Below are 15,558 nucleotides of genomic sequence, written 5' to 3'. Positions count from 1 at the left end.
TTACGATGTTGGTTTTGTTAAAGCAAAACTTTTAGGAGGTAGCATACGTTTGAACTGGATGGGGAACTTACAACAGCTTGGCCGCTCATTAATGCTGCCCACCATTGCGCTTCCTATTGCTGCTGTGCTGCTTAGTCTGGGGAATCTACCTTGGGATGGGATTCATGCATCCGGCTTTGGGGATATGCTGCTGTTAGCAGGGAATACAGTCTTTGACTATATACCCATCATATTCGCTGTTGGCGTGGCGCTCGGTCTTACAGAAAGTGCCGGAATCGCCGGACTGTCTGCCATGCTGGGCTATTTTATGTTTACGAGGCTCATCGAACATTCACTGGGGTCCCATTTTCAATTGGGTGTACCGGGCGGGATCTTAATCGGCTTGCTTGCAGCCATTATTTATCATCGCTGCAAAGAGATCAAGCTACCGGAATACATACAATTTTTCGGTGGCCCCCGCATGGTGCCGCTCATCATGGGAATGTGCACGCTCATTGTGTCCTATATCATGATTGTGATAGGACCGTTTTTGGAAGATGTGATGGGGAAGCTTTCGAATTGGCTGCTTGGCCTAGGCGGGTTTGGTGCATTTATTTACGGTATTGCGCATCGATTGTTAGTGCCGTCAGGTCTGCATCATATTTTGAATAACTTTTTTTGGTTTCAAGTGGGAGCTTACAAAACACCGTCAGGGCAGATGGCTTACGGGGATTTACCACGATTTTTTGCCGGTGATCCTACGGCTGGGATGTATATGGCCGGTCTATACCCCATCATGATGTTTGCGCTTCCTGCCATTGCATTTGCCATCATTGGGGAAGCGCGTGAGGATTTGAAGCCGAAGATTAAGGCGACATTTCTAACAGCGGCGCTAGCCTCTTTTTTGACAGGTGTCACGGAGCCAATTGAGTTTGCTTTCCTGTTTGTTGCACCTTATTTGTTCATTATTCACGCTATTTTATCAGGTGTAGCCATGTGGTTGGCCTATGAGCTGCATATTCAACATGGTTTTTCTTACTCGGCAGGTGCCATAGACTATGTTATTAATTTGCATTTATCGCATAACGGTCTACTGCTAATCCCGATTGGAATCGTGTATGGACTGGTGTATTACTTCATGTTTCGCTGGGCGATCAGACGGTTCCAAATCCCGACGCCAGGCAGGGAAGAAGGTTCTTCACTTGAAGAATGGGCTGGCGATATTCCGTATCGCTCACCTTTAATTTTGCAAGCCTTGGGTGGGAAAGACAATATTAAGAAGATTGAAGCCTGCATTACCAGATTGCGCCTTACGCTTGTTAATGATCGATTGATTGACATCACGGCATTACGACATTTAGGAGCTGCAGGCGTCATCCGTCTTGGAGGAGGCAATGTTCAGGTCGTGTTCGGGACATTCTCAGAGCTAATTCGTGAAGAGATTATGAAAGTACTGCGCAAAGATATTCATGTAGTTTTGTTTACTTCGCCGATGCAAGGGCGCATGATTCCTATTGAGGAAGTGCCTGACCGCATTTTCGCCTCGCGATTGGTGGGCAACGGGGTAGCGTTTATTCCCGAAAAAGGGGAGCTGGTCTCGCCTGTTGCAGGTACCATTATGCATATTTATCCGACCATGCATGCCCTGGGCATTTTGACGGATGAAGGATTAGAGGTCTTGCTGCACATTGGTATCGATACGTCAAGTTTACCGGGCAAGTGCTTTAATGCTGTGGTAAAAGAAGGCGATCGTGTAGAAGCGGGGCAATTGTTAGTTAAATTTAATTATAATAAAGTTAAAAAGTTTGCTTCATCTTTGGCGACACCGATGATTATTACAAATCCGGATCTTGTTAAGTCTTGGAGCTTTGCTCCGTTCAAATCTGTTAAAAAAGGCCAAGGTTCTGTGATGTCCGTCGTCTTAAAGCCTACTAAATCTACGGGGGGGATGAACGGATGATCAGAGGGATAGGCGCGTCTTCAGGCATAGCAATGGGTCAGGCTTTTGTCATTCCTACGTGGGAGTGGGATTTTCCTGAGAAAATGATCGATGTGACAGATTTGGCTTATGAATTTGAGCGGTTGTATGACGGCATCCGCTCTTCTAAAGATGAATTAGAGTTAATCAAGCAGGAAATTAAGGAAGTTGTCGGGCAAGATCAGGCGTACATTTTTGATGCCCACTTGGCGATTTTGGAAGATCCCATTTTTATGAATGAAATTCAGGGGATCATTGAGCTTCAGTACAAAGCCGCCGAAGTTGCGGTGAAAGAAGTAATCGATAAATTCGTCGGTATGTTCAATATGATCGATGATGAGTACATGAAGGAACGCGCGCTGGATATTAAAGATGTGGGCAACAGGCTTCTGAAGCATTTGCTTGGGGATACCAGTTCAACGGTTCCGCCTATCGATCATCCGTATATTTTGGTCGCTAAAGAGCTTACACCTTCGCAATTGGCTCATCTTGATCCGACTAAAGTGTTAGGGCTTCTAACCATTCTTGGAGGCACGCACTCGCATGTATCGATCATGGCCAGAGCCATGTCGGTTCCTTATGTTTTAGGCTTGGAAGGGAAGCTTCTTCGTCCGATTCAAAACGGCGATTTCTTGATTATTGACGGTCAAGAGGGCACCTTGTACATCAATCCGGACAAGATCACGATTGAGCGTTACCAGGCTCGCAAAAAGAATTGGCTGGAATTCAAAGAGAGTTTGCAGGAAATCGCAGATGTTGCGCCTGTTACTGTGGATAATAGCTACGTGAATCTGCATGCCAACATTAACTCGGTTATGGAGATTGATCAGGTTCTACGCAACGGGGCATCTGGAGTCGGTTTGTTCCGTACGGAGTATCTATACATGGACCGCGATTCACTGCCTGGTGAGGATGAACAGTTTGAAGTCTATCGTCACGCTGCCAAACAATTAAAAGGTCGACCTATTGTCATCCGAACCTTGGATATTGGCGGAGACAAGAAGCTGGATTACATGCCGCTTGCCAAAGAAGATAATCCGTTCCTTGGATACAGGGCCATTCGAATCTCATTGGATCGTAAAGATCTTTTTATGACACAGTTAAAAGCTATTCTTAGAGCAAGTCATTATGGGAACGTGAAAATCATGTATCCAATGGTCACTTCGCTCGGTGAGGTGCGTCAAGCCAAAGCCCTTCTGGAGAAGGCGAAAGCTGAACTCAGTGCCCAAGGGGTTCCTTACAATGCCCAAATTGAAGTAGGATTAACCATAGAAGTACCAGCAGCGGCTCTTATTGCAGACGTCCTTGCCAGTGAAGTGAATTTTATGAGTATCGGCACCAACGATCTCGTTCAATATGTACTTGCTGTAGACAGGATGAACGAAAATATTGCGCACTTATATAATCCTTATCATCCGGCTGTTATCAGACTTCTTAAACACGTGATTGATGCTGGCAAAAGTGTTGGCATTCCTGTCGGCGTCTGCGGAGAAATGGCGGGAGACGTCCGCGCGCTTCCTATTTGGTTAGGTCTAGGCATTGAAGAATTGAGCATATCTGTGCAAACGATTTTGCAAGTCAAACACCGCTTATTAAGCAGTGACGCTAAGAAATGCAAGCAGTTGGTAAATGAAATTTTAGTTTGCAAAACCAGCGATGAAATCATAGAGCTGTTAGCACAAACCGAACAGACAGAATCCATTGTGGGAGGTACTTAGTATGGAATTGAAGGGTACGAAAGTATTGGCATTTGTTGATGAAGAGTTCGAAGATTTGGAGATGTGGTATCCCGTTTTACGTTTGCGTGAGGCGGGTGTTGTCGTAGATATCGTCGGGCCAAAAGCGAAAACGGTTTATCATGGCAAATATGGCGTCCCCATCACAACGGATTTTGCCTTTGATGAAGTGCAGTCCTCGGATTATATCGGTCTTTATGTGCCAGGAGGTTGGGCTCCTGATAAATTACGCCGTTATCCGGATGTGCTCCGCCTTACGCAGGAGTTTCATGCCGCGGTGAAGCCAATTGCTCAAATCTGTCATGCTGGCTGGGTGCTTATTTCAGCGAAAATCGTAAATGGCTATACGATGACCTCCACGCCAGGCATTCGCGATGATCTTGAAAATGCAGGAGCTACTTGGGTCGATGAAGAGGTCGTGGTCGACCGCAATATCATCTCAGGGCGTCGCCCGCCAGATCTACCGGCATTTTCCAAACGTTTTGTGGACGAGCTGGTGCAATTCCATAAACATCAGGAAAAGTAACAGGACACTTCCATTCGTGGCAAAAACTACTACTCTCTTTTCGGCAGGAAATCGTATAGAATCGTAGAATATCTTTATTACAAGAAATTCATGTTCATGCCGCCTGCCAGTGAAGGAGTGTTAGAATGCAAAAGTTTTGTAAGTGCGGACGCACGATGAACCTTCGTCTGCGTACGGTTATTTATCAAAGTAAAGTCGATATTGAAAATGTACCTATTTATTCATGTGAGGCTTGTGGACGCAGTGAAGTTGTTCCTCATGTTAAACCCGAGCTTACCGGTTTAATCGGCAAGCTGGGGAGTAAGCCTGAGAAGCAGCAGCTGTTTTTTCATGAGCTATCGGAAGTAGCTTTCTTGCTGCTCAAGGTAACTGAGAAAGAACATATGAATGATTCCATGGAAAAGATTGTTGAAGAACGTATAAATGAGCTTCTGGACATCTTACTGCTGGCACAATCGCTAGGTGACGAGCCGTGGACCGAAGAAATTCGCAAACGCTTATCTCAAATCACACAGAGCGCAATTTCGACATAAGCAGCATGCGGCCAATCCCTTATGGATTGGCTTTTGTACATATTTGTGTACCTTTTGAAAACAAAATGAAATTATTTTCAAAGTATTTTCATTTTTCATTGCAAGATGAATTAATTTGTCGTATCATAACGGTAATATACTAGGCTCGCAGAATACTTTTGAAAATGGAGAGAGTAACCGTGACCGTAACCATTTATGATGTAGCAAGAGAAGCAGGCGTATCCATGGCAACCGTTTCCCGGGTTGTAAACAACAATCCGAACGTAAAGCCGCAAACACGTAAGAAAGTATTTGAAGCCATTGAACGACTCGGTTACCGCCCTAATGCGGTGGCAAGAGGTTTGGCAAGTAAGAAAACGACAACCGTTGGTGTCGTCATTCCCGATATTTCAAACTCAATTTTCGCAGAAGTAGCGCGCGGAATTGAAGATATTGCGAATATGTATCACTACAATATTATTTTGTGCAATGCCGACAAGAAGAAGGAAAAAGAAATTCGCGTCATCAACACACTATTGGAAAAACAAGTCGATGGCTTGCTCTTCATGGGTGGCGTCGTGACAGAAGATCACATTCAAGCTTTCCGTACGTCTTCCGTTCCTGTTGTCTTATGTGGAACGAAGGATGAGGCACAAACAATGCCTTCCGTCGATATTGACCACGAGAAAGCTGCATTCGATGCCGTTAATGTATTGATCGAAGCGGGACACCGCGACATTGCAATGATTTCCGGAACCTTGCAAGATCCGGCGAATGGATTCGCCCGTTACCAAGGGTACAAGAAAGCGCTCGATGCAGCAGGAATTGAGCTGCGCGATGAGTACGTTCGAATCGGGAACTATCGTTATGAATCCAGTGTCGACGCTGTCAAATATTTCTTGGAGCTTTCCCCACGTCCAACTGCCATTTTCTCGGCAACAGACGAGATGGCGATTGGCGCCATTCACACGATTCAAGATAGCGGACTCAAAGTACCGCAAGATATCGCCGTAATCAGTGTGGATAACATTCGCATGGCTTCCATGGTAAGACCGACGCTTACGACAGTCGCTCAACCGATGTATGATATCGGAGCGGTATCGATGCGTCTTCTGACGAAGTTGATGAACAAGGAATCAACGGATAATATGCAGGTCATTTTGCCGCATGAAGTGATTTACCGTAACTCTGTTACACAATCCTAGTGAACTTAAGCCTCTAAGTGAGCTCTTCCTTTCGAGGATGACGCGCTTAGAGGTTTTCTCCTTTATACATAATGGAAATGAGGATCGATGAAATGACATGGAATAAACTTGCACTAATCGGTGCGATGAATGAAGAAATTGAACTGCTTGTAGCGCATATGTCGGATGTGCGTGAAACCGTGAAAGCGGGAATTACCTTCAGAGAAGGGACGTATTTTGGCAAGGAAGTCGTCGTATGCCGAACGGGCGTAGGCAAGGTTAACGCTGCCGTAACTACTCAAATTCTAATCGATAAATTCGGTGTTGAAGCCGTCATTTTCACAGGTGTTGCCGGTGCGTTGGATCCGGAACTGAACATCGGTGATCTTGTAGTTTCCAGTGAGTGCATGCAGCACGACATGGATGTTACACCGCTAGGTTTCGCCCGAGGTATCATTCCTTATGAAGCGAAATCTATTTTTGAAGCGGATAGCAAGCTGGTGGATTTGGCCGTTGCTTCAGGCGAGAAGCTTTTTGCAGGTAAAGTGAAAAAGGGGAGAGTGCTCTCGGGCGATCAGTTCATTGCTAGCCGTGAAGTAGTAGCTGGGCTAAACACAGAGCTTGGCGGCGTTTGTGTGGAAATGGAGGGAGCATCCGTTGCCCAGGTTTGTTCCATGAATGGTATTCCATACGTCGTGCTTCGCTCGATGTCTGATAAAGCAGATGGCTCCGCTCATGTGAACTTTGCGGAATTCACGGTTCAAGCATCTGAGAATTCTTATAAAATGGTTGAGGAAATTGTGAAGCAGCTGTAAATGGGAGCATAAAAAAAGAGTTAAGCATGTACAACATGCTTAACTCTTTTTTTGTAGGCTGCCTACTTCAAATACATCATCGAGAGATCCTTCGTTTGCCGGTTCTTTTCCGTAATGACCTGGCGCCTCGGAATCGGCGCCCAAGCGTCCACAGGGTCCAGCCACGTATCTACGAGCTGGACCGGGCTTTTGCTCTGCCAGGCGTCCAGCCACGCCTGGGGAAGCCTCAGCTGCGGCTGCGCCGCCAGCTGGGGGATAACCGCCTGCTCGCTCATCACGAGCCAGAGCAGGCTCCAAGCCCGTGGTACGACGCGCCAGATGTCGTACCCGCCGCCCCCGAGCGCAACCCACCGCCCTTCGCACCATTGGTGCGCAAGGGAGTGGATCAGCTCGGGCATAGCCTTGTACACGCGCATGGAGCAGTGCACATGCGCGAGCGGGTCGAAAGCATGGGCATCGCACCCATGCTGCGAGATAATGACGTCCGGCTGGAAGCGGGCGATCGTCTCGGTCAGCACCTCGCCGAAGCATTCCAGCCACGACTCATCCTCGGTGTAAGGTTCCACCGGGACGTTAATGCTTGTTCCGAACGCGTCGCCTTCTCCGCGTTCGTTCACGGCTCCTGTGCCGGGGAACAGAAATTTCCCCGTCTCATGAATGGACAACGTGCATACCTGGGGATCGGCGTAGAAGCTCCACTGCACGCCATCCCCATGATGCACGTCCGTGTCAACGTACAGCACCTTCGCGCCGTACGTCTCTTTGGCGTGCGCAATCGCCGCTGAAGCGTCGTTGTAGACGCAGAAGCCCGCGCCCTTGCTTTGCAGCGCGTGATGCAGCCCGCCGCCCAGATGCAGCGCATGCGGGGCTTGGCCGGACATCACCAGCTCTGCTGCGGTAATGGAACCGCCAACAATTTTCGCCGTGACGTCATGCATCCCCGGGAAAAATGGCGTGTCATCGGTATCGAGTCCGAAGCGTGCCGCTTCTTTGACCCATCGTTCCTCCGGCACGGAAGCGCTAAGCGCTTTCACGGCTTCGATGTAAGCCGGGGCGTGAACCCGCAGCAGTTCGCTGTCTGTAGCGAAGCGAGGCGCCCACAGCGCGTTGTCTGGGAGCGCACCGGCTTTGCGCAGTAAGTCGACTGTCATCACGAGACGGTCTTGATTAAAGGGATGATCTTCATTAAATTTATAGTGAATCTCTTCGTCATCATAGATAAAGACAGGATTTGATGCCATCTTGTTCATATCCCACATTCCCCCGAATGAGCTAACATGCTTGCTTGAAGTCCTAGAAATCCAAAGACGGATTTACCTTTTCCTTTGTTTTTACCTTTAGTACATGAAGCGCTGTTGAAAACGAATACGATCAAACTGTTCCACAGATGAGATAGGCACTTGCTTGCCTATACGAACCATTAGACAGTTGGCAGGGTGCGAACAGATCTCAGGATCATCCGTAGCGAACCAGATCATATCGACGCTTTTCATCAACTTCTCCATCATTTGCCTGTACTCCCAGACGGTGAGCTTGCTATTTTCCAAGTCCCAATGCCAATAATACTCCGTGGTGAAGCATATGACATTCTCCATCTGCTCGTCTTCGAAAGCAAGGCGAATCATACGTTTGCCGAGCCCCATGGTGCGATAGTCATCCGCAACTTCTATTGCACCGAGCTCTATTAAATCCTGCATATTTCCTTGTGACCACCGCTCGATTTCGTCTGGATAATGGAAGGTGACATAGCCGACAATGGTAGCGCCATCTCTGGCAATGATGATCCGACCTTCCGGTAATCCGGCAATTTCAATTAGTGCTTCCAGTTGTTCCTTGGGTCTGCGGAAGGCATCTAATTTGCTATGCATCGTGAGATTTTGCAAACTGTCAGCAGAAACAGGACCTTCTATCATAATTTCTGGTTGATCGGGAGCTGTTCGCAAGCGAAATGAGTGATATATTTTGGTATGCTGCATAACCTTAGCTCTCCTTTTGAAAAACAGCATGATATGAGTGATTCCTTCTCGGTTAGGTCATAGTCCCTTTATACCAAATTTTATTTGCAAATAAAAGCTGAACTTAGGCGTAGGCGAAAAATTCTCCGTGTGATATAATAGAATATGTCAAAAATCGATCACATTTTGCTCGAAAACATCAGTAAAATGAAAGCGGTTTATCTCGTGAGGAGGGTTTTACGTACATGGATCAAATGAAAGTTGAACTCGTTGAAGCGGTAGCTACTAATCCTAACATGAAAAATTATGAGGAAACACACGCCAATTTTGACTGGAAAGAGATCGAAAAGAGCTTTTCCTGGAGCGAAACAGGCAAAGTGAATATGGCTTATGAAGCTATTGACCGCCATGCTGAATCGTCGAAGAAGGATAAAGTTGCGCTCTATTACAGCGACAACCAAAGAGAAGAGGCCGTAACATTTGGACAGATGAAAGACAGATCCAATCAGTTCGGTAATGTGCTTCGTGGTCTTGGCATCGGCAAAGGTGAGCGCGTATTTATTTTCATGCCACGTACGCCTGAGCTGTACTATGCGTTGCTAGGAACGTTGAAAGTAGGGGCTGTTGTAGGGCCTTTGTTTGAAGCTTTTATGGAAACAGCCGTGAAAGATCGTCTGGAAGACAGTGAAGCTGTTGCAATTGTGACGACGCCAAGCTTGCTTTCCCGGGTTCCTTCGAGCGAACTTCCTCATCTGAAGCACATCATTGTTGTAGGTGAAAATGTGGAGCCAGCTGAAGGCCATGTTGACTTCTACAAAGAGATGGAAACGGCTTCTTCTGAGCTTGAAATCGAGTGGTTGGATCGTGAGGATGGCCTCATTATTCATTATACATCGGGTTCAACTGGCAAACCGAAAGGTGTTTTCCATGTACAGAATGCCATGATTCAACATTATTATACAGGTAAAATCGTTCTGGATCTCCAAGAAGACGACATTTACTGGTGTACAGCCGATCCAGGTTGGGTTACAGGAACTTCCTACGGCATTTTTGCTCCATGGCTGAATGGGGCTACGAATGTCATCCGTGGTGGACGCTTCAGTCCTCAGGATTGGTACAACACGCTGCAAAAATATAAAGTAACCGTTTGGTACAGTGCACCGACAGCTTTCCGTATGTTAATGGGAGCAGGCGATGATGTTGTTTCCGGATTTGATCTTTCGTCTCTTCGCCACGTGCTGAGCGTTGGTGAGCCGTTAAACCCTGAAGTTGTTCGTTGGGGATTGAAAGTGTACAACCAACGCATTCATGACACATGGTGGATGACGGAAACAGGCGGACAGCTGATCTGTAACTATCCTTCCATGACGATTAAGCCTGGTTCCATGGGACGTCCGATCCCGGGTGTTGAAGCGGCTATTATCGACGATGCGGGGAACGTCTTGCCTCCGAACCGGATGGGCAACCTGGCGATCAAGACGCCTTGGCCTTCCATGATGCGCAAAATTTGGAACAATCCAGCCAAATATGAAGAATACTTCCGTTTAACAGGCTGGTACGTTTCCGGTGATTCGGCTTATCAAGATGAAGAAGGGTACTTCTGGTTCCAAGGGCGCGTTGATGATGTTATCAACACAGCTGGAGAGCGGGTAGGTCCATTCGAGGTTGAAAGCAAGCTTGTTGAGCATCCTGCGGTTGCAGAAGCAGGGGTCATTGGCAAGCCTGATCCGATGCGCGGGGAAATCATTAAAGCGTTTATCGCGCTGCGTGAAGGTTTCACACCATCCGATGAGCTGAAAGCGGACATTTCCAAATTTGTCAAAGAAGGGCTTTCCGCCCATGCTGCACCTCGTGAAATTGAATTCAAAGACAAGCTGCCGAAGACGCGCAGCGGTAAAATTATGCGCCGTGTCCTCAAAGCTTGGGAGCTCAATCTCCCAACAGGCGACTTATCCACGATTGAAGATTAGAATGAATTGAACGACGAACAGAAAAAGAACCTAGTGATGATTATCATCACTAGGTTCTTTTTTTAGTCATTATAGGCAATAGAAGCAGATGCTTTGGACTCGCCTGAGTCACTCACAGCCGTTACTTTGTAGAAGCCATTGTAAGCTGCTGCATAATAATGAAACTCTGTTCCGCCTTCTACCGTGCCAAGTTTGGAGTAAGTGCCTTTTTCCTTGTTGCTATAGTAGACGTTATATTTTTTGACTTTTTCTTTCGCAGCATTTGCTTTCCAAGTGAGCACAATGCCTGCTCCGTCTGCTTTGGCTTTAAGTCCGGTCGGAGCACCAGGTGAATCCTTCGCCGTCGTGTTTGGCGGTTCAGTTGCTCCAGTAGGTGGAGTGGATGCACCTGGGGCACCTGGGATCTGCGTGCCATCATCGGATGGGACAAATAGTGAATCAAGCGAGCTTCCGTCCGTATAGGCCGAACGGCTTGGTGCTGATTCTTTACCGACAACATCAACAGCCGTCACATAGTATCCCATTAAGCTTGATGCAGGGATCGTATCAACAAATTTCGAATCCGCACCGGCTAAAACAACTTTGCCGCCTAATAGTTGGAACTTGCCGCGGTTATCCGAACGATAAATGCGATAACCGACTATATCAGGGTTCGGGCTTGGCTGGAAGGTGATGGAGACCGTTTCTCCGGACTTTGTTGCTGTTATATTAGTTGGAGCACTTGGCTCTTTGCCGTCATCAACCCTTGGATCGGTTTCGGAAGGCGCATCGTCATCATAATCGGTCGGTTTGTAATTATCGATCGGCTTTCTGCTTTTCTCAGGAAGCTTATTCAATGCGTCTTGAACTTCTTTGAGCAATTGGGAAATCGATTTCTGGCGTTTAATAACCGTTTTTTCTTGAACGAAATCGATCGGTGTTTGATCCTGTGCGATGTAGTTTAAGCCGTTGTAGGAGCTGATTTTCATCCGTACCATGACATTGTCGACTTCCGTAGGCACGTATTTCTTGTTGAAAATATCGGTCACTTGAAGATTCGAGCTTGTTGTTAATTCGCTTGGCAGCTTACCGGATAAGCTGGATACAGTTGCCGATACGATACCATCAGGTTTGGCGAACGTTTTGGTAGGGAAGAGCTCCGGCTTCTGTTCGATCGTTTTATTCATGATTAAGGCCCAGACGTCTTTCGCGTGATTCGTTTGCAGCGTTTTGGAAGAGAGCTTATTGATGGGTTGATCATAGCCGATCCAAACGCCGACCGTAATATCCGGTGTAAAGCCCATGAACCATGCATCAGCATCATCTTGTGTAGAGCCTGTTTTACCTGAAATCTCGATTTTGCCGTAAGATTTATACTTTTTCATTAGATCGGTAGCGGTACCCTGGCTAATCACCGTTTTCATCATATCCGTAATCAGATACGCACTTTGTGGGGAGTAGACCTGTGTTGGCTTCTGATCATGAGAATAAATCGTTTGACCGTTCGAATCTTTGATTTCGCGAATCATGAATGTTTCATTGTATTGTCCTTTGTTCGGGATAGAAGCGTAGGCTCCAGTCAGCTCTCTGACGGAAGTACCGCGGCTTAATCCGCCGATTACCCCGGTTTGGGCGTAATAATCTTCTTTTTGAATAGAAGTGATCCCCAGCTTTTTCGCAAAATCCCAGGCGTCGTTAATACCGACCTTATTCAAAAAGATATCGATGGCAGGGATGTTGTAAGACTGGTTCAATGCTTTTCTGGCTGTCATCAACCCATGGAACTTGTGATCCCAGTTCTCTGGCAGATGGAAACCTTTGACGCCGTCTTTGAGAATGATCGGAATATCATCCACAATACTTGCCGGTTGAATGGCTCCTTTTTCTAAAGCTGGAATGTATGCGGCGATAGGCTTCATCGTTGAACCTGGCTGTCTATACGCTTGTGTAGCGTGATTCAGCTGTTCATCAAAGAAGTTCCGACCCTCAATCATTCCCTTAATGGCGCCTGACTTGGAATCAATCATGATTGCGCCGACTTGCTCAATGCCTTTTTTCTCATCGTTTGGTGCAAAGTTCTTATCGTTGCTTGAGATTTCGTGCATGGAATCATAAATCGTTTTGTCGATCGTGGTGTAAATTTGATAACCACCGCGCAGCAGCTGAGTATGTATGCCTTTTAAAGCTTCATTATAAGCGGCTTGATTTTTGGTAGGATCAAGGTCTGGCTTTTGAATTTTCAGCAAAATCTCGGCTGCTTCCTGTTCCGTCTCAATCATCAGATACGGATAAGTCGTATACGCTTTTTGAGCGGCAGACGGCATGGATCCTTTCAGATCAAACTTGAGAGCGGCTTGATATTGCTCATTCGTTATTTTCTTTTCTTCGAGCATACGTTTCAGTACAAGCTGTTGCCTGGTAACAGCCTTTTTGAAGCCATCTTCATCAAACTCCGGTTTACTTGTGAATGCTGAGTACTGAGAAGGGGATTGCGGCAGTCCAGCCAGATAGGCGGCTTGGGCTACGTTAAGCTTGCTCAGATCATCAATGTCGAACAGACCTTTGGCAGCCGCTTTAATCCCGTATAGGTTGTAACCGGTTGAGCCGTTTCCATAAGGGATTTTGTTCAGATAGGCGAGCAAAATCTCATCTTTGGACATCAGGCGTTCCATCCGCAGAGCAAGCAGCAATTCTCTTGCTTTACGGCCATCATCTCGATCCAACGTTAAAAATACTCGTCTGGCGAGCTGCTGCGTAATCGTACTTCCTCCGGTTTGGACTTCTTCATTCAGCAGCTTTTGGGTGACTGCCCGGTAAAGTCCGCGGAAATCAATTCCGTGATGCTCGTTAAAGTCTTTGTCTTCAATGGAAAGAACAGCATCTAACAATACTTGCGGAATATCATCCAATTGAGCGAGACGCCTGTCTTCCTCGGTTCGCAATTGTCCAATGACCGTGTCGTCATTGAAGTAAGCAAAGCCGGTTATTGCGTTTTCCTGCATCTGCTGGCGAATTTCTTCCTCGCTGCGGACAGGATCTTTTTTAACCAGTGCACTGACATATCCAAATGCCGCGGAGCCGCCCACGATTCCTGCTAAAAAGGCAGAAATGAGCGTCCATTTTAACGTAATTCCGATTACTTTGAATGTCGTTCTTACCCAAGGGCGATTGATTTTGGCGAAAAAATTGCGCATAAGTTCCAATATCCTCCTTACATGAACCCTAATAGTATACCATATTTGCCCTCCCAGCGGTAATGATGTGTCGAAGAAAGGTGGTTGCATGGTTTGACAATGGCCGGAAATCTATGATATAAATTGAATCAAATGCGTAGATAGATCAGCAGTAGGTAGCTTGTGGATGCTTTCAGAGAGCCGGTGGAGGGTGCGAACCGGTACCTGCAGGTTAGTGAATTACGGTCTGGAGCAGTGAATGGGAACGTGCAGCAACAGAAGCTGCATTAGTAGTGTTTGCCGATTAAACCCCGTTACAGGTTCTTGAGTGAAAATAGTTAGCCGTACACGGGCGTTGTTCCTATAGATGTACGTAACTGCTGTTTTAATTAGGGTGGTACCGCGAGTCAAGTCTTCTCGTCCCTTGTGGATAAGAAGGCTTTTTTGTATGCCCACATAACAAAGGAGATGGATGAACATGTCGATTTTGAAGGATTTGGAGTTTCGTGGATTGCTTCATCAAATTACAGACCGCGAGGGCTTGGACAAGAAGTTAAGCGAAGAGCGAGTCGTTTTGTATTGCGGGTTTGACCCGACAGCGGATAGCCTGCACATCGGAAGTTTGCTGCCTATTTTGACATTGCGCCGCTTTCAATTAGCGGGTCACATTCCTCTAGCGCTCGTAGGGGGAGGCACTGGGTTGATTGGAGACCCTAGCGGTAAAGCGAATGAGAGAACCCTGAACGGGCCGGAAACCGTAGAAGCATGGTCTCAAAGCATTAAAGGTCAGCTATCTAGATTTTTGGACTTTTCATCGGATATCGAAAATAGCGCGGAGTTAGTCAACAACTATGATTGGCTTGGGTCTTTGAATGTGATTGAATTCTTGCGCGATGTAGGTAAAAACTTCACAGTGAACTACATGCTGGCGAAGGATTCCGTTGATTCCAGGATCACAAAAGGTATTTCTTTTACGGAATTCAGTTACATGATTCTGCAATCCTACGACTTTTTGAAACTGAACGAAACGAAAAATTGTTCCTTGCAGATCGGTGGAAGTGACCAGTGGGGCAATATCACAGCCGGTCTTGAACTTATTGGCAAAACAACGGAGAGCAGAGCTTACGGCGTAACCTTGCCGCTTGTGACCAAAAGTGACGGACAAAAGTTCGGTAAAACAGAAGGCGGAGCAATTTGGCTGGATGCAAGCAAAACATCCCCTTACCAGTTCTACCAGTTCTGGTTGGGTACGGCGGACAACGATGTTATTCGCTTCCTGAAGTATTTCACATTTATCAGCCACGAGGAAATTGAGCAATTGGAAGTCGAGGTCCAAACTCAGCCGGAGAAAAGAGAAGCGCAGAAATTGCTTGCTCGTGAAGTTACGAAGCTTGTGCACGGGGGAGACGCCCTGGAGAGCGCGCTTAATATTACAGCGGCATTATTCAGTGGTAATATCCAGGAACTATCTCGTACAGAGATCGAGGAAGCCTTTAAGGATGTTCCGTCCTCGACACTAGAACAAGAGGATATGCCTTTGGTGGATCTGCTTATTGCTGTAGGGGCTGCACCGTCCAAACGTCAAGCTCGTCAAGATATTGAAAGCGGAGCTGTGACGGTTAACGGGGTCAAAATAACAGAGCTTGATGCGGTTGCCAAGGACTTGGGCAGACTCGGAGAGTCTTACATCGTTATTCGCCGCGGCAAAAAGAACTACTATCTGGCTCAGTTTAAATAAAATAAACCCCTTA

Annotated in this window: 11 protein-coding genes and 1 other annotated feature; of the genes, 8 read left to right on the top strand and 3 right to left on the bottom strand. The window is 46.8% G+C overall.

The window, feature by feature from the left end; translation table 11 throughout:
• Nucleotides 1–49 precede the first annotated feature (49 nt).
• From ACKTT9_RS23535 to ACKTT9_RS23510, 6 genes are all read left to right on the top strand, one after another.
• Nucleotides 50–1,939 (top strand): glucose PTS transporter subunit IIA, encoded by a 1,890-nt coding sequence (locus ACKTT9_RS23535; protein WP_407867837.1) that lies wholly within the window; start codon nt 50–52, stop codon nt 1,937–1,939.
• A complete protein-coding gene (gene ptsP, locus ACKTT9_RS23530; RefSeq protein ID WP_127452140.1) occupies nt 1,936–3,675 on the top strand; it encodes a phosphoenolpyruvate--protein phosphotransferase in 1,740 nt (579 codons plus the stop codon). Before ACKTT9_RS23535 ends, ptsP begins: the two co-directional genes overlap by 4 nt.
• Before the next feature lies 1 nt (nt 3,676).
• Nucleotides 3,677–4,219 (top strand): type 1 glutamine amidotransferase domain-containing protein, encoded by a 543-nt coding sequence (locus tag ACKTT9_RS23525; RefSeq protein WP_407867836.1) that lies wholly within the window; start codon nt 3,677–3,679, stop codon nt 4,217–4,219.
• Nucleotides 4,220–4,344: 125 nt separating this feature from the next.
• Nucleotides 4,345–4,752, top strand: coding sequence for a hypothetical protein (locus ACKTT9_RS23520; protein ID WP_127452144.1), 408 nt, complete (start codon nt 4,345–4,347; stop codon nt 4,750–4,752).
• A 179-nt stretch (nt 4,753–4,931) separates the two neighbouring features.
• A complete protein-coding gene (gene ccpA / locus ACKTT9_RS23515) occupies nt 4,932–5,936 on the top strand; it encodes a catabolite control protein A (protein WP_407867835.1) in 1,005 nt (334 codons plus the stop codon).
• A 92-nt stretch (nt 5,937–6,028) separates the two neighbouring features.
• On the top strand, nt 6,029–6,730 hold the full coding sequence (locus ACKTT9_RS23510; protein ID WP_407867834.1) for a 5'-methylthioadenosine/adenosylhomocysteine nucleosidase: 702 nt from the start codon (nt 6,029–6,031) through the stop codon (nt 6,728–6,730).
• A gap of 62 nt (nt 6,731–6,792) precedes the next feature.
• Here ACKTT9_RS23510 and ACKTT9_RS23505 read toward each other — a convergent pair whose 3' ends face one another.
• Nucleotides 6,793–7,971 carry an acetoin utilization protein AcuC gene (locus tag ACKTT9_RS23505; protein WP_407873100.1) on the bottom strand — a complete coding sequence of 393 codons (1,179 nt, stop codon included), beginning with the start codon at nt 7,969–7,971 and terminating at the stop codon, nt 6,793–6,795.
• Between the two features lie 96 nt (nt 7,972–8,067).
• Nucleotides 8,068–8,706: a GNAT family N-acetyltransferase gene (locus tag ACKTT9_RS23500; protein WP_157321418.1), complete on the bottom strand. Its 639-nt coding sequence runs from the start codon at nt 8,704–8,706 to the stop codon at nt 8,068–8,070.
• A gap of 224 nt (nt 8,707–8,930) precedes the next feature.
• Here ACKTT9_RS23500 and acsA point away from each other — a divergent pair, with 224 nt between their 5' ends.
• Nucleotides 8,931–10,655, top strand: coding sequence for an acetate--CoA ligase (acsA, locus tag ACKTT9_RS23495; protein ID WP_407867833.1), 1,725 nt, complete (start codon nt 8,931–8,933; stop codon nt 10,653–10,655).
• 62 nt (nt 10,656–10,717) lie between these two features.
• On the opposite strand, the gene ACKTT9_RS23490 is transcribed toward acsA, so the two are convergent.
• Entirely contained in the window at nt 10,718–13,828 is a 3,111-nt protein-coding gene (locus tag ACKTT9_RS23490) for a transglycosylase domain-containing protein (protein ID WP_407867832.1), read from the bottom strand.
• Nucleotides 13,829–13,956: 128 nt separating this feature from the next.
• Nucleotides 13,957–14,235: a binding site (T-box leader), on the top strand.
• Nucleotides 14,236–14,285: 50 nt separating this feature from the next.
• Between ACKTT9_RS23490 and tyrS the strand changes: the two genes are divergently transcribed.
• On the top strand, nt 14,286–15,545 hold the full coding sequence (gene tyrS, locus ACKTT9_RS23485) for a tyrosine--tRNA ligase (protein WP_127452157.1): 1,260 nt from the start codon (nt 14,286–14,288) through the stop codon (nt 15,543–15,545).
• Nucleotides 15,546–15,558: the final 13 nt, after the last annotated feature.

The sequence above is a fragment of the Paenibacillus sp. P36 genome, from assembly GCF_045866505.1.
Classification (GTDB): domain Bacteria; phylum Bacillota; class Bacilli; order Paenibacillales; family NBRC-103111; genus Paenibacillus_E; species Paenibacillus_E chondroitinus.
The sequence above is the reverse complement of the archived record's forward strand: the minus strand, read 5'-3'. Positions and strand labels throughout refer to the sequence as shown.

What these genes read in the sequence shown, in the direction of transcription:
- ptsP (WP_127452140.1), top strand. Translation starts at nt 1,936, where the DNA reads ATGATCAGAGGGATAGGCGCGTCTTCAGGCATAGCAATGGGTCAGGCT.
- ACKTT9_RS23525 (WP_407867836.1), top strand. Translation starts at nt 3,677, where the DNA reads ATGGAATTGAAGGGTACGAAAGTATTGGCATTTGTTGATGAAGAGTTC.
- ACKTT9_RS23520 (WP_127452144.1), top strand. Translation starts at nt 4,345, where the DNA reads ATGCAAAAGTTTTGTAAGTGCGGACGCACGATGAACCTTCGTCTGCGT.
- ACKTT9_RS23510 (WP_407867834.1), top strand. Translation starts at nt 6,029, where the DNA reads ATGACATGGAATAAACTTGCACTAATCGGTGCGATGAATGAAGAAATT.
- ACKTT9_RS23505 (WP_407873100.1), bottom strand. Translation starts at nt 7,971, where the DNA reads ATGGCATCAAATCCTGTCTTTATCTATGATGACGAAGAGATTCACTAT.
- ACKTT9_RS23500 (WP_157321418.1), bottom strand. Translation starts at nt 8,706, where the DNA reads ATGCAGCATACCAAAATATATCACTCATTTCGCTTGCGAACAGCTCCC.
- acsA (WP_407867833.1), top strand. Translation starts at nt 8,931, where the DNA reads ATGGATCAAATGAAAGTTGAACTCGTTGAAGCGGTAGCTACTAATCCT.
- ACKTT9_RS23490 (WP_407867832.1), bottom strand. Translation starts at nt 13,828, where the DNA reads ATGCGCAATTTTTTCGCCAAAATCAATCGCCCTTGGGTAAGAACGACA.
- tyrS (WP_127452157.1), top strand. Translation starts at nt 14,286, where the DNA reads ATGTCGATTTTGAAGGATTTGGAGTTTCGTGGATTGCTTCATCAAATT.